Genomic DNA, 18783 nt, shown 5'->3' on the forward strand with positions numbered 1-18783 from the left:
ACGGGACCTCACCATGACCTTCCCCGGCCGGCGGTCCGTGACCGGGCGCCGGGGGGCGCCCGTGCGCGCCGTGGACGGGGTCTCCTTCGACCTGGCCGCCGGCCGGACCCTCGGCCTGGTCGGTGAGTCCGGCTGCGGGAAGTCCACCACGGGCCGGATGCTGGTGCGGCTGCTGGAGCCCACCTCGGGCCGGGTGTCCTTCGACGGCCGGGACATCAGCCACCTCTCCCCGTCCGCCATGCGCCCGCTGCGCAAGCACATACAGATGGTCTTCCAGGACCCGCACTCCTCCCTCAACCCCCGCCAGACCGTGGCCCGGATCATCTCGGACCCGCTGCTGGTGCAGGGCTGGGGCGCCGGGGACGCCCGGCGCCGCGCCGCCGAGCTGATGGAGCTCGTCGGGCTGATCCCCGAGCACATCGACCGCTACCCGCACGAGTTCTCCGGCGGCCAGGCCCAGCGCATCGGCATCGCCCGCGCGCTGTCCACGAGCCCCCGGCTGATCGTCGCCGACGAGCCGGTCTCCGCGCTGGACGTCTCCGTCCAGGCCCAGATCGTCAACCTGATGGAACGGCTGCGCGCGGAGCTCGGCCTCGCCTACGTGTTCATCGCGCACGACCTGTCGGTGGTCAAACGGGTCAGCGACCGGGTCGCCGTCATGTACCTCGGCAGGATCGTCGAGATCGGGGACAAACAGTCCCTCTACGAGGACCCGCAGCACCCGTACACCCGGGCGCTGCTGTCCGCCGTACCGCTGCCCGACCCGGCGGCGGAGCGGCGGCGGGAGCGGATCGTGCTGCTCGGCGACCCGCCGAGCCCGGCCGCTCCACCCCCGGGCTGCACCTTCCACCCGCGCTGCCCCAAGGCCCAGCCGATCTGCCGCACCGAACGCCCGCTGCTGCGCCCCGCCGCCTCCCGCGAGGTGGCCTGCCACTTCCCTGGTGACTGACGGGGACCCATGGGAAGAAAGGGAAGGACCCGGACCCGACACCACCGGTGCCGGGTCCTTCTCGTTCCCGGGTGTTTCGTGCAGCGTCCCGTAGCATCATTCACCGCAAATGATCTAGGGGCGGACATGACATCGAGCAGTGACGGATATGTGGCGAACGCCGCGTCCATCAACGGAAGTTCACACCTTCTCGTGGAACTGGCGGGGCTCTTGTACGCCGGGCGGCCCGACGGCGAGATGACGGTCATGGCCAGGGTGCCCCGCTCGCACCAGGAGGTGTCCACCGCTCTGGACTCCTTCGCGCGGTTCGGCAACGACCAGTACCTGGACACCGTGTCGCTCCTGGCCGCGTTGGCCACCAAGCTGAAAGTGGCGGGCGGCGACTACGCGCAGACCGACCTCGCCGCGGAAGGCGCGTTCCGCGCGGTTCTCGACAACGGGCGGTTCATACCGGCCGAGGACAGGTGACCGGCATGACCTACCGCACCGAGGTCGAGTTCCTCGAACTGTGCAGTCCTCCCCTCATCGAACGCACCGCCCAGGAGTACCGCAGGCTCCACCTGCTGCTGGACTCCGCCGACTCGGCCTTCCTCAAGGCGACGCGCACCCACTGGGTGAGTGATGCCGAGGAGCTCTACGTCAAGCGGCTGGGCGAGGCCGAGAAGCTGGCCACCGCCCTGTCGGGAGCCTTCCGCAGCGTCCACGCCGCGCTCGTGGACTACGCCGACGCCGTAGGCCGGGCCAAAGGGCGCTACGAGAGCGGCCTGTCGTGCGAGCGCGCCCTGTCCAGGGTCATGGCGCGGGTGGCCAGCCCGGTGACCGAAACCGCGCAGCGGGCCGAGCCGATGAAGCAGTGGGAGGACCTCCGCAAGCGCACCGGAGTCCTCGACTGGCTGGCGGAGATCACGGTCGACGTCGACGAGATCCGTGAAGAGGCGGAGCAGCAGTACGACGGGGCGAAGCACGCCTTCGGCGACGCCGAACGCATCGAGCACGAGGCGCGCACCACGTGCGTAGCCCAACTCGGAAAGGCCCAGCGCGACTTGCCGGACTTCCGGGGTGACCTTCCGCACCCTTCGGTGCTCCTCGCCGGGATGCCCGCGCTGAGGCAGGAGGTGGGAGAGGCCGCGCACGACCCCAACGCCGCGCTCCCCGGCGCCGGCCCCCGGGTCGACGGCATCGCCCCGAACGTCGGCAGCGAGACGGTGTCCCCCAAGCTCCGGGAGATCCGGTCCCGGCTGGACGGAATGCCGCCCGCCATGGACCAGAACCAGTGGCTGCCGTCGAACTCGGACGAGGACCGGCGCGAGTGGATCCGGGCCAACCGCGCGCACATCCGCGACGCGGCCGCGTACACCGGCCTGCCCGCCGACATGGTCGCGGGCATCGCCTGGCAGGAGGTGCAGGGCGACCCCAAGTGGGCCGACAACATGGCGGTCAACTACCGGCGGAGCCAGTACGAGGTCTGGCCCGAGTTCCAGTGGGTGGCGGAGAAGGTCGGACTGTCCGGTGAGGCGGACCAGACGTCCATGGGGCCGATCGCCATCCAGCTGCGCCGCTCCGCGGAGGTGCTCGGCTACGATCCCGAGAACCTCACGCGGGACCAGCGGGACGAGATCCAGAAGGCCACGCAGAACCCGTCGACGAACATCTACATCGCGTCCGAGTACCTCGCCCAGCTCAAGGCGGAGAGCTCGTTCGCGAACGTACCGGCCGACCAGATGACCCCTGCGCAGTACCAGGAACTGGCGGCCCGGTACAACGGCGGCCCGGGCTGGCGCACGGACGACGCCCAGGCCTACGGTCGTGGCTTCGGCATGAACATCGAGGACGCGAGGCGGGCGCTGAATGACTGAGCAGCAGGTACCGGGGCTCACCCGACGCCACCGGGTGGCCGCGGCCGCGGGGGCCGTCGTCCTGCTGGCGCTGCACACCGCGGCGGGCTTCTTCGTGCTGAGCGCGCTGCTCACCGCCTCCGAGGGGCCCTGGGACCGGTCCGTGACGCAGACCGCCCGTCTGATGGCCGGGCTCGGCCTGGCGGTGGAGCTCCTGGCCGTCGCGGTCACGGCGGTCTGCGTGAACACGGGCCGCCTGAGCCGTTGGTGGTACGCGCCCGTGACGGCCCTGGTCCTCACCGCGCTGCTCCGGATGGTCTTCGCCCCGCAGCCCTGACCGGCCGGCCGGGCACGCCCCGCCGGCGAGCGCCGGCGGGGCGGTCAGGGGGCAGTGTTCAGGCCAGTTCGCGGCGGAAGAACTCCAGCTCCAGGGCCATCAGCTTCTCCCGGGTGCCGCCCGGGGTCATGTGGGTGACGCCGGGGAGGGCCAGCAGCTGGTGCGGGCGGCCCGCGTCCGTGAGGGCCTGGGACAGGCGCAGGGTGTGGGACGGGTGCACGTTGTCGTCGGCCAGGCCCGTGATCAGCAGCAGCGGGCGGGACAGCTTCGGGGCGTCGGGGATGAGGGAGTCCCGCTCGTACACCTCCGGCCGGTCCTGCGGCAGGCCCAGGTACCGCTCGGTGTACGCCGTGTCGTAGTGCCGGAAATCGGTCGGGGCGGCCCCGGCGGCCGCCGCGTGGAAGACGTCCGGGCGGCGCAGCACCGCCAGGGCCGAGAGGTAGCCGCCGTACGACCAGCCGCGCACCCCGACCCGGCCGAGGTCGAGGTCGCCGTGGCGGGCGGCGAGCGCGTGCAGGGCCGCGACCTGGTCGTCGAGGGTCACGTCGGAGAAGCCGCGGTACATGGCGTGCGTGTAGGCGGGGGAGACGTACGGGGTCCCGCGGTTGTCGACGGTGACCACCGCGAAGCCCTGGTCGGCCCACCACTGGCGGTGCTGGCGGCGGCGCTGGTCGGCGCTGACGTCCTGCATGCCGGGGCCGCCGTAGCCGTCGACCAGGACGGGCAGCCGCCGGCCGGGAACGTGGTCGCGGGGCAGGACGAGGGCGGTGGGGATACCGCGCTCGGTGACCCGCTCCAGGATCGCGGCCACCCGGTAGGGCAGCGGCTCGGACAGGTCGGCCGGGGTGAACTCCCGCCCGTCGGGGGTGCGCACGGTGCGCCGTACCCCGTCGGCGTCGGCGGTGGTCAGCAGCAGGGTCCCGGCGGACGCGGACACGGTGTGCACGCCGGGCCCGTCGGCGACCGGAGTCAGCTCCCCGGTGGCCGGGTCCAGCAGCAGCACCTGCTGCTCGGACGGGTCGCGCAGGCCCGCCTCGATCAGCAGCAGGCCCTCGTGGACCCCGGCCACGGCGCGGATCTGGATCCCGTCCCCGGTGAGCAGTTCGCCGTCGACCGCGAGGGCGCGGGCCGCGCCCCCCGGGGTGTCGGCGGAGGTCAGCATCCGCCCGTCGGCGAGGCGGGCCGGCGTGCCGGGGACCAGCGGGTCCACCCACTGCGGGTGCGTGGTGCGGGACAGCTCCCGGGTGCGGCCGGTGGCCGGGTCGGCGGAGAGCAGCAGGACGCACTGCTGGAGCCGGTCCTGGACGGTCAGCAGGATCTCCTCGGCCGACTCCCAGCCGACGTCGGAGACGTACGGGTAGGTGCCGGCGTCCCAGTCGAGCCGTATCCGGGTGCCGTCGGCGCCGAGCACCCACAGCTGGACGTCGGCGTTGGGGCCGCCCGCCTCGGGGTAGGCGAAGTCCTCGGCCGGCAGCTCCGGGTGCGCCGGGTCGGCGAACCAGCGCCGCTGGAGGGCTGATTCGTCGACCCGGGCGGCCAGCAGGGTGACCCCGTCCGGGGACCACCAGTGGCCCCGGTGGCGGCCCAGCTCCTCGGCGGCGGCGAACTCCGCGAGGCCCCAGCGGGCCCCGTCGTCCGGGCTGATCCGGCCGCCCGGGGCGACGTACAGGACGTCGTCGGCGACGTACGCGGTGCGCGAGCCGTCGGCGTTCGGCCGCGGGTCCAGCGCGGGTCCTGCGGCCGGGATCTCCTTGGGGGCTACGGCGCCGCCCGTGCCGCCCGCGGCGCCCGCGGCGACCTCGAAGAGCCGCCCGTACAGCGCGAAGACGGCGTGCAGGCCGTTGCCGGAGAGGGCGTAGGAGCCGATTCCGGCGGCGACGAGCCGAGTCCGCTCGCGCAGGCCGCGCTCGGCCACGGGGAGGGGACCGGGCTCGGGGCACAGTTCGCGGGGATCGGCGAGCCGGGTCTCGGTGCCGGTGGCGGTGTCCAGTACCCAGAGCGAGTCGAAGGCGTCGGTGGGGCCCGTCGACCGGAGGAACCACACCAGCCGGCCGTCGTCCCCGAAGGAGAAGGCGCGCGGGGCGCCGTGGGTGAAGCGGGCCGTGCTCGCGGAGAGCCTGAGGAAGTCATCCATGATCGTAGTGTGACATGTGAAATGTCACCATCACTAGGCTGTTCGAGTGGTGACCCCGAAGACGCGGGCTTAGCGTCGAAAAGGTGGATCCGAACGCATCGCCGAGCAACAGTGGGACCGAAGGCAAGGTCCAGGGAAGCGGCAGCGGAATCGCCCTGTTCGTCATCGCCTCCTGCCAACTCATGGTGGTTCTCGACATCACGATCGTGAACATCGCCCTGCCGCACATCCAGACCGCTCTCGACTTCTCGACCGAGAGCCTTTCCTGGGTCGTCAACGCCTACACCCTCGCCTTCGGCGGACTCCTGCTCCTCGGCGGTCGCACCGGCGACATCCTCGGCCGCAAACGCGTCTTCATCTTCGGCGTCCTGCTCTTCGGGCTCGCCTCGCTCCTCGGCGGACTCGCTCAGAACGAGGGCCAGTTGATGGGCGCTCGCGCCCTCCAGGGCGTCGGCGGCGCCATCGCCTCCCCGACCTCCCTCGCGCTGATCACCACCACCTTCCGCGAAGGCCCGGCCCGCAACCGGGCCTTCGGCGTGTTCGCGGGCGTCTCGGCCGCCGGCGGCGCGATCGGGCTCCTCGCCGGCGGCATCCTCGTCGAATGGCTCGACTGGCGCTGGGTGCTCTTCGTCAACGTCCCCATCGCCATCGTGATCGCGGTGCTGGCCACGAAGGTCCTGCACGAATCCGAACGCCACCCGGGACACTTCGACTTCGCGGGCGCGCTGCTGTCCACCCTGGGCATGGTCTCGCTCGTCTACGGCTTCATCAGGGCGTCCCAGGAGGGCTGGCGCGACCCGGTCACCCTCGGCTCCTTCGGCGCCGCCGTCGTCCTGCTGACCCTCTTCATCCTCAACGAACGGCGCTCCCCGCAGCCGATCACCCCGCTGCACATGTTCGCCGACCGCAACCGGGCCGGGACCTACGGCATCATGCTCATGCTCGCCTGCGCGATCTTCGGCATGTTCTTCTTCCTGACCCTCTTCGTGCAGATCGTGCTGGGCTTCAGCCCGATCCAGGCCGGCCTGGCCTTCCTGCCGGTCAGCGCGGTGATCGCGGTGGGCGCCGCGACCACCGCGAAACTGCTGCCGAAGTTCGGCCCCAAGCCCTTCATGGTCACCGGCGCGCTGTCCTCGGCCGCCGGACTCGCCTGGCTGACCCAGACCGACGTCGACTCGACGTACCTCGGCAGCATCCTGGGCCCGATGCTGCTCTTCGCCCTCGGCATGGGCCTGCAGTTCGTCTCGCTGACGCTGATGGCCCTGTCCAACGTCACCGACCGGGAGTCGGGAGCGGCGTCCGGCCTGCTGAACACGATGCAGCAGGTGGGCGGCTCGCTGGGCCTGTCGATCCTGGTGACCGTCTACGGCACGGCGAGCCGCAACGAGGCCAAGCAGCAGGTACCCGACTTCCTCAGCACCGCCGGCCCGGTGCAGAAGGCCTTCTTCCAGCGCACCGGGCAGCTCCCGAAACCGTGGAGCGACCAGGTCCTCACCTCCGGCATCAGCTCGGCCTTCGTCGTGGCGGCCCTGTTCACCCTGGTCGGAGCGCTCATCGCGCTATTCGTCATCCAGGTCCGCCCCTCGGACCTCGCGCGGCTCCAGGGAAACCACAAGCCGACGGCCGACCGGGCCTGAGGAGCCGGTTCCGCCGGGCGGTGCCGCTACGCCGCGGTGACGCGGGCCGCGAAGGCGTCCAGGTTGTGGGACATCCGGGCGAGCCGCTCGTCCAGGGTGAGTGACTCCTCGTGCTGCCCGGCGCGCAGCTTCGCCCGGCGCTTGCCGCGTACGTACAGGGGGCAGGCGAGGTCCGCGCAGATGTACGTGCCGACCGTGTTGCCCTCGCGGCCCCGGGCGCCCGCCAGCGGCGCGGCGAGCAGGGTGACCCCGGAGGAGGCGTGACCCGTCAGGCAGATCTGGCACAGGCTGGACTTCACCACGCTGGTTCGGCCGACGGCCGGCACGCGCAGCGAGATCCCCAGCGGGCCGTCACCGTCCGTCCGGGGGAGTACGAGATGGGCCCGCAGGGGCGCTCCCGGATCCACCCACCCCAGGAAGTCCAGGTCTTCCCAGGGCAGTTCGGCGAAGTCGAGCGGCAGGCGCAGCCGCGCCGCCTCGCCCTTCGTGCAGTTCACGAAGGACGAGCGGATCTGTTTCTCGGTGAGTGGTTCCACGGGCATCGACCCTAGGGCCTGCGCTGACCTGCCCGCATCCCGTATTTCCGTGACAAGGCGCCCGCCAGGCCGTCTCTTTCGGATCTTGCCGGCCGAGCCCGCGGCGTCCGGTGCTGTACATGGCAAGGCGGAGGTGCGCTCTGCGCATGGACGTACTCGGGCGCCCCGACAACGCGGCCAGGTGCGGTGCCGGGCGTCGCGGGCCCGGCAAGATCCGGAAGAGACGGCCTAAGGGATGTCCAGGCGGCGGATCCGGCAGCGCACCGGGCCGTTCGTCTGCAGGGTGATCCCGGCGGCGACCGGGATCTCGGTGTCCACGGCCTCGAACGCGTGGGCCCGCAGGATCATCGCCAGCGCGATCACCGACTCCAGCATCGAGAAGTGCTGCCCGATGCAGGCACGCGGACCACCGCCGAAGGGGAACCAGGCGTAGCGCGGCCGGCCAGCCTCCGCCTCGGGTGTGAAGCGGTCGGGGTCGAAGCGGTCCGGGTCCGGCCAGTGGGCGGGGTGGCGGTGCGTCACCCAGGGCGCCAGGATCACGTCCGCGCCCGCGGGGACGGTGTGCTCGCCGATCCGGGTGTCGGCGACGGCCTTGCGCCCGATGACCGGCGCGGCCGGATACAGCCGCATGGCCTCCTTGAGGACCCGGGTGAGGTACGGAAGCCGGTCCAGGTCGGCGGCGCCGGGCCTGCGGCCGCCCAGTACGCGGGAGACCTCCTCGCGGGCCCGGTCCTGCAGCTCGGGGTGGCGGGCCAGCAGGTGCAGGGCGAAGCAGAGGGAAGTGGCGGTCGTCTCGTGCCCGGCGAGGAGGAAGATCAGCACCTGGTCGCGCAGCTCGGCGGCGTCGAACTCCCCGTCGTCCGAACTCCGGGCGGCGGCGAGCAGCGTGAGCAGATCCTCGCCGGGAGTCCCGGTCCCGGTCCGGGTCCCGGCCCCGGCCCCGGCGCGCCGGCGCTCCGCGATGATCCGGTCGCAGACCCCGTACAGCTCGTCCATCGCGGCGGCCGCCCGCCGGTTGCCCGGGGTGGGCCACTGGCGCGGGACGTTGGCGGGGGAGTAGCCGCGGCGCAGCACGTAGTCGGTGACCACCGGGAAGCACTCGGCCACGACGCCGGCGGCGGCCTCGACGTCGGTGCCGAACAGGATGCGGGCGACGGCGCGCAGGGCGAGGTGCATCATCTCGTCGGAGACGTCCACGACGCCGCCCGGGGCCCGGTCCCAGGACGCGATGACCGCGTCGGTCTCGGCGGCTATCGCCTCGGCGTAGCCGTCCACGCGGCGCCGGGTGAACAGCGGCTGCACGAGCCGGCGCTGGCGCAGGTAGTCCTCGTCCTGACTGGTCAGCAGCCCGTTGCCGAAGGACTCCCGCACCTCCTGGTAGAAGTGGTTGTCCTTGCGGAAACGGGCCGCGTCGGACGCGAGCACCTGCTGGGCGCCCGCGGGGGAGAAGACGCAGTACAGCTCGGCACGCATCCCGGGCGGACCGGCCGTGATCCGTACCAGGTCACCGTGCTGGTGCTGGGCCCGCAGATAGGTACCGAGGGAGTCGGACCTCAGGTCGAGCAGCGATCCGAGCAACGGCACCCCTGCGAGGGCGGGCACCGCCTTACCCGTGTCCGCTCCGGAGTTCGTTCCCACTGCCATGGCCGCCCCTTCGTCCTACGGAAGCCCGATTCTGCCGCCCCCGCGCGCACCTGGCGAGGACGGTGTCCCATCAGGCCGAAGAGTGGCCTGATGACCACCTCGCCGCCGGCGGCCCGGCCTGTTCCGCGTGGCGGTCGGCAGGGGGCGCGGCCACAATGGAGGAGTTGTCTGCGTTGCACCCCCGAGGTGATGGCTCATGTGCCGATGGCTCGCGTATTCGGGAACACCCCTGCTGCTCGAAACCATCCTCTACAAACCGGCCCACTCGCTGATCGACCAGAGCCTGCACTCCAGGCTGGGCGTGGAGACGACGAACGGCGACGGATTCGGCGTCGGCTGGTACACGCAGGAGGCCAACGCCACCCCGGCGACCTTCAGGGACATCGGCCCCGCCTGGAACAACCGCAACCTGCGGGAGATCGCCGACCACGTGCGCTCCCCGCTGTTCTTCGCCCACATCCGGGCGTCGACCGGAACGGCGGTGCAGCAGACGAACTGTCACCCGTTCCGGCACGGCCGCTGGCTGTTCATGCACAACGGGGCCATCACCGATTTCCACCGGATGCGGCGCGACCTCACCCTGCTCGTCGACCCCGCGCTGTACCCCGACGTGGAGGGGACGACGGACTCCGAGGTGATGTTCCACCTGGCGCTCACCTTCGGGCTGGAGGCCGACCCGCCGGGCGCGGTGGCCCGGATGGCGGGCGTGGTGGAACGCGTCGGCCGCGAGCACGGGGTGGAGTACCCGCTCCAGATGACCCTCGCCATCAGCGACGGCCAACGCCTCTGGGCCTTCCGCTACTCCAGCCGGGGTGAGTCGAGGACGCTGTTCTACAGCAGCCGCGTGGACGCGCTGCGCAGGCTCCACCCCGACGTGGAGTTCCTCCAGGAAGTCTCCGACGAGACCCGCCTGGTGGTCTCCGAACCACTCGGTGACCTGCCCGGCGCCTGGAACGAAGTCCCGGAGAGCACCTACGGCATCGTCGAACCGGGCAGGGATTCCCTCCACCCCTTCACCCCGCAGGCGGCGTAGGGGCCGACGGCGGGCGGTCAGTAGCCCCAGCGCTGGCCGACGCTGTCGTCGTTCCGGCAGTGGATCGTGCGTCCGGCCGCGTCCCGCCCGGACGTACCGACATCGGCCTTCCTGCATATCTGACCGGCCTTGTAGCAGTTGCCGGCGTTCGAGCGGGGATAGCAGTCGGTGCTCGCCCTGCTGGGCTCCGGCGCGGGCGCCTGGGTACGGGTACGGGTCGGAGCCGGCGGGGCGGGGGCGGCCTTGGTGGCTGCGGGGGCCTTGGTGGTGGGCTCGGCGACCGGGACCTGAGGAGTCGGTGCCGCCGTGGTGGGCTCGGCGGTCGGGGTCGCGCTGGCGCTCGGACTCGGGTCGGCCGCGGCCGGCGTCGGGGAGGGACTCGGGCTGGGACTCGCACTGACGGTGACGGCGGCGCTGGTGCTCGGCGTGGTGGCCGGTGCGGCCGGGTCGCAGGCGGCCAGCGACAGAACGGCGGCTATGACGGTGAGGGTGAAAGTGCCTCTGAAGCGGTTCTTCACCGTCATCGACTTGCTGCGGGGCGGCATGTTCATCGGGAACTCCTGGATCGTGAGTGCTCGTTGAGCGGCGCTCAAGATACCCAGAAGGTTGAATTCGATACCAGTGTTGACGAGGGGTGAGATGGGGGCGCGAGCGGTTCGCCTTTTCGGAGGCCGTCCTACCGCTTCAACTCGGTTGATGGCGCGCAGGTCGACGTAAGACGCTGGTCACCGGCGTTCGCGCGAGGCCGCGGATGCGTCCCCGTCGGCGCAACACGAATGTCGAACGCCTCGGAGCGAAGAGAGAGTGCCACCGATGACCGAAACCCCGCTGGTCCGCCCTGTACCCGTCAGCGGATTTCCCGAATGGCTTCCTGAAATCCGCATGGTTGAGCAGACGTGGCTCGACCTCATTCGCTCGGGTTTCGAGAGGTATGGATTCTGCTCGATCGAGACGCCTTCGGTGGAGCCCCTTTCCGTACTCACTGCCAAGGGTGAGACCTCCAGCGAGGTGTATGCGCTGAGAAGGCTGCAGGAAGACGCCGATGACATAAGCGACTCCCGGATCGGCCTGCACTTCGATCTGACCGTGCCGTTCGCGCGCTACACGGCCCAGCACTTCAACGAGCTCGTCTTCCCGTTCAAGCGCTATCAGATGCAGCGAGTATGGCGCGGCGAGCGCGCCCAGGACGGGCGATTCCGTGAATTCACCCAGTGCGACATCGACGTGATCAACGTCGACCGCCTGCCGCTGCACTTCGACGCCGAGCTGCCACGCATGATCCACGAGGTCATGACCAGCCTGGATCTGCCCGCCTGGACGCTCAACATCAACAACCGGAAGGTCCTTCAGGGCTTCTACGAGGGGCTCGGGATCGGTGATCCACTGGCTGTGATCCGGGCCGTGGACAAGCTGGACAAGGTCGGCCCCGAGGGCGTCGCGAAGATCCTTTCCGGTGAGGTCGGTCTGTCCGCACGGACCGTCGACTCCTGCCTCGCGCTCGCTCGGGTGCGCGGCACCGGCCCGGCCGTCGTGGACGACATCAAGCGCCTGGGCGTGACGTCCGATCTGCTCACCGAAGGCCTCGGCGAGCTGAGCTACGTACTCGATTCCCTCGGCAACCTGCCGGCCGGCAGTGTCGTCGCCGACCTGTCGATCGCCCGTGGGCTCGACTACTACACGGGAACCGTCTACGAAGGGAAGTTCGTCGACTGGCCGGACTACGGCAGCATCTGCTCCGGCGGGCGCTACGAGAACCTGACCGGCTCCTTCATCCGGCGCAGCCTTCCGGGTGTGGGCATGTCGATCGGACTGACGCGCATCTTCGCCAAGCTCCTCGCGGAGGGGCTCCTGGAGACCCGGGCGAAGTGCCCCAGCGACGTCCTCGTGGTCGTCCCGCGGGCCGACCGATGGCACGAGGCCGAGACCACGGCCGCGCGCCTGCGCGGGCGGGGGATGAACGTCGAGCTGTACCACCAGGCCGACAAGGTGGCCAAGCAGGTCCGCTACGCATCCCGGAAGGGCATCCCGTTCGTCTGGTTCCCGCCCTTCGAGGACGGCGCGGCACACGAGGTGAAGGACCTGGCGACGGGCGAGCAGACGCAGTCCGACCCCACGAGCTGGGTCCCGGCCCCGCGCGAGCGCGGGGCCGGCCGGCGCCTCCGTGCGGGATGACTGCCGGGTTCAGGGGCGGGGCTTGCGGTGGCGTCCGGTGCCCGGAGCCAAGGGGTTGCGTCCGGTGACGGGGCCGGTCGTCCCGGGCCGGTCGGCGGGTGCGGCTTCGGGCGGCGGTCCGCGGTCATGCCGCTCAGGCGGTGCGGAGCCGCCTGCGTTGGGCGGTGACGGCCAGCAAGGGGATCGGCGTGAGCAGGCAGAGCAGTACGACCTGGCTGGGCAGGGAGTCCATGAGGTACGGCTGGGTCATGATCGCCGTGGTGCGCACGACCGAGAACGCGGCGACGGGGACGAGCCACCGGTGGTCGCCGGTGGCCGCGGTGACGCCCCACGCGGCGATCAGCGCGGCGATCTCGATGGCGAACTGGCCGCGCTGGAACCACGGATCGCCCGAGGTGAGGTGCAGGGAACCCGCCACGAACAGGGCACCCGCCAGCGGGACGAGCCAGCCGTAGGAGCGGCGGCGCAACCGGCCCGGGCGACCGGCCACCAGTACGGCGCAGATCAGGAACAGGAGACCCGAGAGGACCAGGTCATGGGCCCGCAGCGGGGCGCCCAGCCCGTAGTAGCCGATGCCCACCACTCCCTCGTCGCCGAAGAGCGTCGTGCCGGCGAGCCCGGACCCGACACAGAACATCGCGGCCGAGGCGGGCAGTGCGATCCAGGCCTTCCCGCGCAGCAGCGCGATCAGGCCGACGAGGGGGAGCAGACCGTAGGGCAGGAGCCTCGTGCGGGTGTCGGGACCCTGCGTCCAGGGGAACCAGCCCGTGTGCTCGAAACCGGTGGTGTGGCCGCCGGGATCGATGCGCAGGGCCCAGTGCCACACGTCCTGGAGGTACGGCACCAGCGCCAGGGCGGCGAGGGCGAGGGCGGCCAGGTGGAAGCCGTCGAGCCACCACGGCCGCGCCGTGTCCTCGGACACGGCGCGGGCACGGGCCCGCACCCCACCGCGCGCCAGGGCGAGGACCTCCCGCGGCGGCGGCCAGGAGCGGCCCGGGTACGCCTCGTTCAAACAGTCGAGGATCTCCTCCCCCTGCTGGGCGCGGTACTGCTTGGGGTAGGCGACGAGCAGTACTCGGTTCATGCCTGGACCGCCTTGAGGGAGTGACGTCCGATGACGACCGCCGCCGCCTTCTGCATGCGCAGGGCCTCCTGGCGCAGCGCGCCCGCGCCGTCGTCGGTGAGCCGGTAGTAGCGCCGTGCCCGCCCGTCCACGATCTCCTCGTGGTCGGCCGCGACCCACCCGGAGCGTTCCATCCGGTCCAGCGCGCCGTAGAGGGTGCCGACGGCGAGGGTGAGCCGTCCGTCCGTGACCCGCTCGGCGGCCTTGATGATGCCGTAGCCGTGCAGGGGGCCCTCCTGGAGGGCGGCCAGGATGAAGTACTGCGATTCCGTCAGCGACGGTGATCGTTTCGTCATGCCGCCGAGCATATATCGGCTGCCGATATATATGTGACGGAGGGTCGGTTCCGGTGCCGGACCCGCGCCGAAGGGGCCCGGGGGATGTCCCCACCGGGCTCGGGCCCGCTGGCCGGATGGCCGGGCGGATCGAGGCCGAACAGGGTGGATACGTCCGGATCTACGAGCGAAGGGACCCTGGATGTTCAGCTTGAAGTCGGTACGCCGCAGCGCGACGCGCACGGCCGCCGTCGGCGCTCTCGCCGTCGCGGTGTGCGCCACCGCGATGACCGGCAGCGCCGGCGCGATCGTCAACGGGACCGATCCCACGGAGCGTTACCCGTTCATGGCGACGATCCCGGAATCGGCGCCGGAGCACGGTGTGTACGACGGCACGTGCGGGGCGTCGCTGGTCGATCCGCAGTGGGTGCTGACGGCGGCCCACTGCGTGCAGGGCGACGGCCTCGAACTGGAAGGGACCGTCCGGATCGGCAGCGAGCGGCGCAAGTCCGGGGGAACCGTCCGTGCCATCGAGCGGACCGTCGTCCACCCCGGCTACGCGAACGGTGAAGGGAAGGCCGCCAACCGGGACGACCTCGCGCTGGTCCGCCTGGACCGGCCGGTCACCGAGAAGCCCGTCCGGATCGCGGAGCGGCCCGGACGGCCCGGCACCCCGACCCGGATCCTGGGGTTCGGCACCACCCTCGACACCGAACTGAAGTTCGCGGAGCGGCTGCGGGAGCTCGCGACGCGCACGGGCGCCGACACCGAGTGCGCCCCCGGCTACGCGGACCGGACCCGGCTGTGCACGATCAGCCGCGTGCCCGGAGCCATGGCGTGCTTCGGGGACTCCGGCGGCCCGCAACTGCGCCGGGGCCGGCACGGGCGGTGGGAACTCATCGGGGTCACTTCGGGCCCGGGCGCCCCGGGTCTCGCGTGCTCGGCGGGGCCGGGCCTCTACACCGACGTACCGGCCTACGCGGACTGGATCCGGAGCACCATCAGGCGCAACGCCTGACCCGAAGGGCCGCCGCCGGGGTCCTCCGCGGGGGCGGAGACACCGGCGACGGCCCACAGAGGCCCGGGAGGAGGGGAATCGGCCCCGGCCTGCGGCGTACTCAAATCTCGCGGGAGTGTCCGGAACGCCGTTTCATGCCAGGGGCAATGTGATAGTGGTAATGCTTGACGGTGGGCCGAACAGGGGGAGTCGGAGACGTGCGCGATCCGTTGGAGAACGTGGAACTCACCGAGGCCGTACAGGGCTTGCGGGACCAGCTGATGGCCTCCGTGCACGCCGCGGACGGCCGACGCATCAGGTTCGAGGTCGACGAGATCACTCTGGACTTCTCGGTCGAGTTGCGGCGCGACGCGACGGTCAAGGCGGGGTTCAAGGCATGGGTGGTCTCGGGCGGCGCCCAGGCGGGGGCGGCGCAGAACGCCGTCCACAAGGTGTCCGTGAAGCTGAAGCCGAAGGACTCCGCCAACGGCGGCCCGATCGAGATCGGAAATCAAGCCGAGGTCGACATGGGTGACTTCGAGCACCCGTCCGGACTGCGCGGCGGATGAGCGCCCGGTCCGTCGAACGCATCGCCGTCGTCCAGGGAGCGCGGCAGGGCAGCGGCTTCTTGCTGGACTCCCGCCTGGTGCTCACCTCGGCGCATCTGTTCGAAGGGGAGGGTGGGTCTGCTCGCGTCGCCGTCCCCGGAGGGACGGGGATACGTAGCTGCCGCCTCGTGTGGCGCCGCTACGACGAGTCGTGCGATGCGGCCCTGCTCGAAGCGGACGAAGACCTGGTCACGGAGGCCGCGACGTGCCGGATGTCCGATGTTCGGTGGGGTCGTGTTTCCGGCCTGGCCGCCTGGGAGAACTGCGAAGCGGTGGGCTACCCGCGGATCTCGCTCCGGGACGGGATGCGGCCGGACACCGAGCAAATCGTGGGCACGCTGAAGCCGGGATCATCCGTCCTGCGCGGCCGCTATGTCCTGGACAGTTCCCACGCCCCGCCACCAGCGGTAGGCACTTCCGGCGTATCGCCGTGGCAGGGGATGTCGGGCGCTGCGCTCTTCCTCGGCGAATACCTGATCGGCGTGGTTTCCGGGGATCCTGCGCAGTGGGGTCACGCGAGGGTGGAAGCCGTTCCTGTCTCCGTCCTGGTGGCCGATGCCGGCTTCCGGCGGGCGGTGGAGGCCGCTGCACGGCTCTGTCCCAAGGTGGTGGAGATCGGCAGGCCGGCGCCGCAGGTGGTGCACGAGGCTGACGTCTCCAGCGAAGGCGACTGGCTCCCTGTCGCCGATGCCGACCCGGTTTCCTTCGGCGTCCATCGCGCGCCGGATGCCTCCGGCCATCCGGACGTCGTGCAATACGTGTCACGCTGCGTCGATGCGCAGGTGGACGCCAGGCTCGAAGCGCTGGCGGAATCGGGCGGCATGCTGCTGCTGACAGGGGATTCGGCCGCGGGTAAGTCGAGGGTCCTGTTCGAAGCCATGGTCCGCAATCTCGGGGACCGGTCGGTCTGCAAACCGGACCCCGACGCCGACCTGTCCTCCCTGCATTCCTCCCCTGGGAGTGATCACGAGAAGGTCGTATGGCTCGACGATCTGCACAACTACCTGCGATCAGACGGGCTGACGCCGTCCCTGCTCGACCGGCTCGTGCGCCGCGGCGCGGTCGTGCTTGCCACACTGCGCACCGAGTTCCACGAGCATTACACGGACGAGGACGACGGCCCGTCGCTCTCGCGGAGCACCGGGCCGCGCCTGCCGTCCTCGCCGGGCAGGGTGATCCGTGCAGCGCATCACATCACCCTGGACCGGATCTGGACCGATGACGAGCGGCGGGCTGCGTCGTCGAGCGAGGATCCGCGCGTCGTTGCGGCACTGAACGCCGACAGGGCTCATGGGGTGGCGGAGTACCTTGCGGCGGGACCGCAGGTCCTCAAACGCTGGAAGGCCGCTTCCCGGGTGAAAGGCAACCCCCGTGGTGCCGCGCTCGTCGCGGCCGCCGTCGCCCTCGCCCGCACCGGCGTGGACACTGCGCTGGCGCCGGAGTCCCTGGAACGCCTCCACGCGTACTTCCTCGATCGGGCGGGCGGCCCGGCGCTGCGGCCGGAAGGCATGGAGGAAGCGTGGGACTGGGCGTCCAGGATCGTGCTGGGCGTCACCAGCCCGCTGGTACCGGGCCGGGGAGGAACGTGGAAGCCGTTCGACTACCTCGTGTCCGACGCTGCGCGCCGGTCCCGTCCGAGTGAGCTCCCGGGACAAGTGTGGGACGAGGCCCTGCGCATCGTGGACGATACCCGCCGTGTGCTGGTGTCGACCGTCGCCAAGGTAGCGGGCCGGCCAGACGTGGCCAAGGAGGTGCTCCGCCCCCTCGCGGAGGCGGACGATCCCGACGGCCTGATCAACCTGGGGTCGCTGATGGCCGCGGAGAAGGACTACGACGGTGCCAGCCGCTGCTTCGAGCGGGCCGCCTGCCTGGGTGACTCCACCGGGGCTCACAACATGGGTGCCCTGTCCTTCGCGAGGGGGGATCTGGAAGCGGCACGGGAGTGGTACGAGCGTGCGATCGAGGGCGGGGAACGGGAGTCGATCGGAGCTCTTGGCCTGGTCCACGAAAAGCTGGGGAACCAGGACGAGGCGGTAGCGCTCTGGAAGCGCGGTACCGAGGCCGGCGATCCCGGGAGTGCACTGAACTACTCGGACTGGCTGAGGTCGAAGTGGCAGTCGGACGAAGCCGTCGAGGCCCTGAGAGTTGCCGCGGACGGTGAGATCCCGCTCGCTGCGCTCTCCTACGCCGGCGTCCTCCTGCGCAGGGAAGACCATGAAACGGCGAACGCCTATGTCTCGCGTGCCTACGACGCGGCGGTCAATCAGGGGAATCTGGGCGACCCGATTGGCTGCTTGATGGCCGGCGTGACCGCTTACTCCTTCGGCAACGTCCGGCTGGGGGAGGAGTGGTGGAGCCGAGCGCGGGAGCACGGCCACCCATCGGACTGGGTGGTCCTGGAAGCCGAGGACGGCTCGGTGGGGCTCCCGCACCTGGCCTTCAGCCACGATTGCCTGGACAGGCTCGGGCACGAGGAAGCCCGTTCCCTCATGCAGTTGCTTTGGGCCGGCGACTGCCAGGACTGCGGGTACCCGTTGGGCGACGGCGTTCCGGCACTCCATGTGGACGAACATTTCAGCTGGGCGGACGCACGGCTCTTCCACTTCGGACTGTGCCGGTATCCGCACTGGAACGATTCGGCCCTGATCAATGTGGCCAAAGAGGCGGGTATCAGTTGGACGGCCTTCACCGCGGGAGTGCCTGTGAGGGAGCGAAACGGCCTGCTCGTACCCGCCTTCGTGGTCAACCCCTCTCTCGAGGCGGCGCAGTTGGTCCAGAGTGGGAACCGCTGGACTGCCACGGCTGCTCTCGGGCCCCGGTCGGCTCGCGCTGAAGCGCTCGACCTCCAACCGCTGTGGTCCGGATTGCCGCCCAGGTCGTCCGACGGGCCCGCTTGGGCATTCGCCGGTCCCGGCGAGGTCGCGGTGGCAACGTTCGGCCAGCTCTGGACCGCTCCTGCGACCGAGGAGTTCATCGCACTGGTGCAGGAGCACGGAGGAATGCTGCTCATCACGGCGAGCACCCTCGGACCTGCTTCCCCGGCCACCGTGGAACTCCTGAAAGACGCTCTGGAAGCCTGGGACTCGATGACGAGGTGGGTCCCTCTGAAACCCGATGCCTCGGACTAGGACTGCCGAACCACCCTGCGATGCCGAGCCGTTCGGAAGGCCCCGGGCTGCGGAAGTGCACGCCGATGCCCCGCGTCCGCCGGGACCGCCGTGAGCGCTTGGCGGTCGGCCGGCTCGTTGGGGCAAGACCCTCCAGGCGGGTGCCCGGGGCGTGGATCCGGGCGAGGCGGCCGTACGGGAAGTGGGCCGTGACGATGCCGGGCGGCAGCGCGGGGCTGGCTCAGCGGTCCGGGCAGCCCTGGTGGGTCCAGACGGTCATCTGTTTGTCGAGGGCGGCGAAGGCCCACAGTCGGCCGGGGGTGCTGCAGAAACACTGAGACCCCATGACCCTCCTTGGAGAGTGACGGGGCTCAGGTGTGTGATCGCGCCTGTCGA

Annotated in this window: 16 protein-coding genes; 10 read left to right on the forward strand and 6 right to left on the reverse strand. The window is 71.0% G+C overall.

Features of this window, described 5'->3' with window-relative positions:
* The first annotated feature begins 13 nt into the window (after positions 1–13).
* From ACXNSR_RS29380 to ACXNSR_RS29395, 4 genes are all read left to right on the forward strand, one after another.
* On the forward strand, positions 14–949 hold the full coding sequence (locus tag ACXNSR_RS29380; protein WP_458643429.1) for an ABC transporter ATP-binding protein: 936 nt from the start codon (positions 14–16) through the stop codon (positions 947–949).
* Positions 950–1075: 126 nt separating this feature from the next.
* Positions 1076–1417, forward strand: coding sequence for a hypothetical protein (locus tag ACXNSR_RS29385; RefSeq protein WP_458638368.1), 342 nt, complete (start codon positions 1076–1078; stop codon positions 1415–1417).
* Positions 1418–1422: 5 nt separating this feature from the next.
* Entirely contained in the window at positions 1423–2805 is a 1383-nt protein-coding gene (locus ACXNSR_RS29390) for a hypothetical protein (protein WP_458638369.1), read from the forward strand.
* Positions 2798–3121: a hypothetical protein gene (locus ACXNSR_RS29395; protein ID WP_458638370.1), complete on the forward strand. Its 324-nt coding sequence runs from the start codon at positions 2798–2800 to the stop codon at positions 3119–3121. Before ACXNSR_RS29390 ends, ACXNSR_RS29395 begins: the two co-directional genes overlap by 8 nt.
* 58 nt (positions 3122–3179) lie before the next feature.
* On the opposite strand, the gene ACXNSR_RS29400 is transcribed toward ACXNSR_RS29395, so the two are convergent.
* Complete coding sequence (locus ACXNSR_RS29400; protein ID WP_458638371.1) at positions 3180–5255, reverse strand: S9 family peptidase; 2076 nt, start codon at positions 5253–5255, stop codon at positions 3180–3182.
* 83 nt (positions 5256–5338) lie between these two features.
* Here ACXNSR_RS29400 and ACXNSR_RS29405 point away from each other — a divergent pair, with 83 nt between their 5' ends.
* Positions 5339–6892 (forward strand): MFS transporter, encoded by a 1554-nt coding sequence (locus ACXNSR_RS29405; RefSeq protein WP_458638372.1) that lies wholly within the window; start codon positions 5339–5341, stop codon positions 6890–6892.
* A 26-nt stretch (positions 6893–6918) separates the two neighbouring features.
* On the opposite strand, the gene ACXNSR_RS29410 is transcribed toward ACXNSR_RS29405, so the two are convergent.
* Complete coding sequence (locus ACXNSR_RS29410) at positions 6919–7428, reverse strand: FBP domain-containing protein (RefSeq protein WP_458638373.1); 510 nt, start codon at positions 7426–7428, stop codon at positions 6919–6921.
* A gap of 228 nt (positions 7429–7656) precedes the next feature.
* Entirely contained in the window at positions 7657–9072 is a 1416-nt protein-coding gene (locus tag ACXNSR_RS29415) for a cytochrome P450 (protein ID WP_458638374.1), read from the reverse strand.
* Positions 9073–9268: 196 nt separating this feature from the next.
* Between ACXNSR_RS29415 and ACXNSR_RS29420 the strand changes: the two genes are divergently transcribed.
* A complete protein-coding gene (locus tag ACXNSR_RS29420; protein ID WP_458638375.1) occupies positions 9269–10105 on the forward strand; it encodes a class II glutamine amidotransferase in 837 nt (278 codons plus the stop codon).
* Positions 10106–10122: 17 nt separating this feature from the next.
* Here ACXNSR_RS29420 and ACXNSR_RS29425 read toward each other — a convergent pair whose 3' ends face one another.
* On the reverse strand, positions 10123–10656 hold the full coding sequence (locus ACXNSR_RS29425) for a hypothetical protein (RefSeq protein WP_458638376.1): 534 nt from the start codon (positions 10654–10656) through the stop codon (positions 10123–10125).
* 262 nt (positions 10657–10918) lie between these two features.
* Here ACXNSR_RS29425 and hisS point away from each other — a divergent pair, with 262 nt between their 5' ends.
* Positions 10919–12277: a histidine--tRNA ligase gene (hisS, locus tag ACXNSR_RS29430; protein WP_458638377.1), complete on the forward strand. Its 1359-nt coding sequence runs from the start codon at positions 10919–10921 to the stop codon at positions 12275–12277.
* Between the two features lie 133 nt (positions 12278–12410).
* On the opposite strand, the gene ACXNSR_RS29435 is transcribed toward hisS, so the two are convergent.
* Positions 12411–13361, reverse strand: a complete 951-nt coding sequence (locus ACXNSR_RS29435; RefSeq protein WP_458638378.1) for a hypothetical protein — start codon at positions 13359–13361, stop codon at positions 12411–12413.
* Complete coding sequence (locus ACXNSR_RS29440; RefSeq protein WP_458638379.1) at positions 13358–13696, reverse strand: PadR family transcriptional regulator; 339 nt, start codon at positions 13694–13696, stop codon at positions 13358–13360. Before ACXNSR_RS29440 ends, ACXNSR_RS29435 begins: the two co-directional genes overlap by 4 nt.
* Before the next feature lie 181 nt (positions 13697–13877).
* Here ACXNSR_RS29440 and ACXNSR_RS29445 point away from each other — a divergent pair, with 181 nt between their 5' ends.
* The 3 genes from ACXNSR_RS29445 (at position 13878) to ACXNSR_RS29455 (ending at position 18408) form a co-directional block, all read left to right on the forward strand.
* Positions 13878–14693, forward strand: coding sequence for a S1 family peptidase (locus ACXNSR_RS29445; RefSeq protein WP_458638380.1), 816 nt, complete (start codon positions 13878–13880; stop codon positions 14691–14693).
* Positions 14694–14890: 197 nt separating this feature from the next.
* Positions 14891–15241: a trypco2 family protein gene (locus ACXNSR_RS29450; RefSeq protein ID WP_458638381.1), complete on the forward strand. Its 351-nt coding sequence runs from the start codon at positions 14891–14893 to the stop codon at positions 15239–15241.
* Complete coding sequence (locus tag ACXNSR_RS29455) at positions 15238–18408, forward strand: trypsin-like peptidase domain-containing protein (protein ID WP_458638382.1); 3171 nt, start codon at positions 15238–15240, stop codon at positions 18406–18408. The genes ACXNSR_RS29450 and ACXNSR_RS29455 overlap by 4 nt, the downstream gene beginning before the upstream one ends.
* Positions 18409–18783 lie beyond the last annotated feature (375 nt).

This window comes from Streptomyces sp. NC-S4 (genome assembly GCF_054353315.1).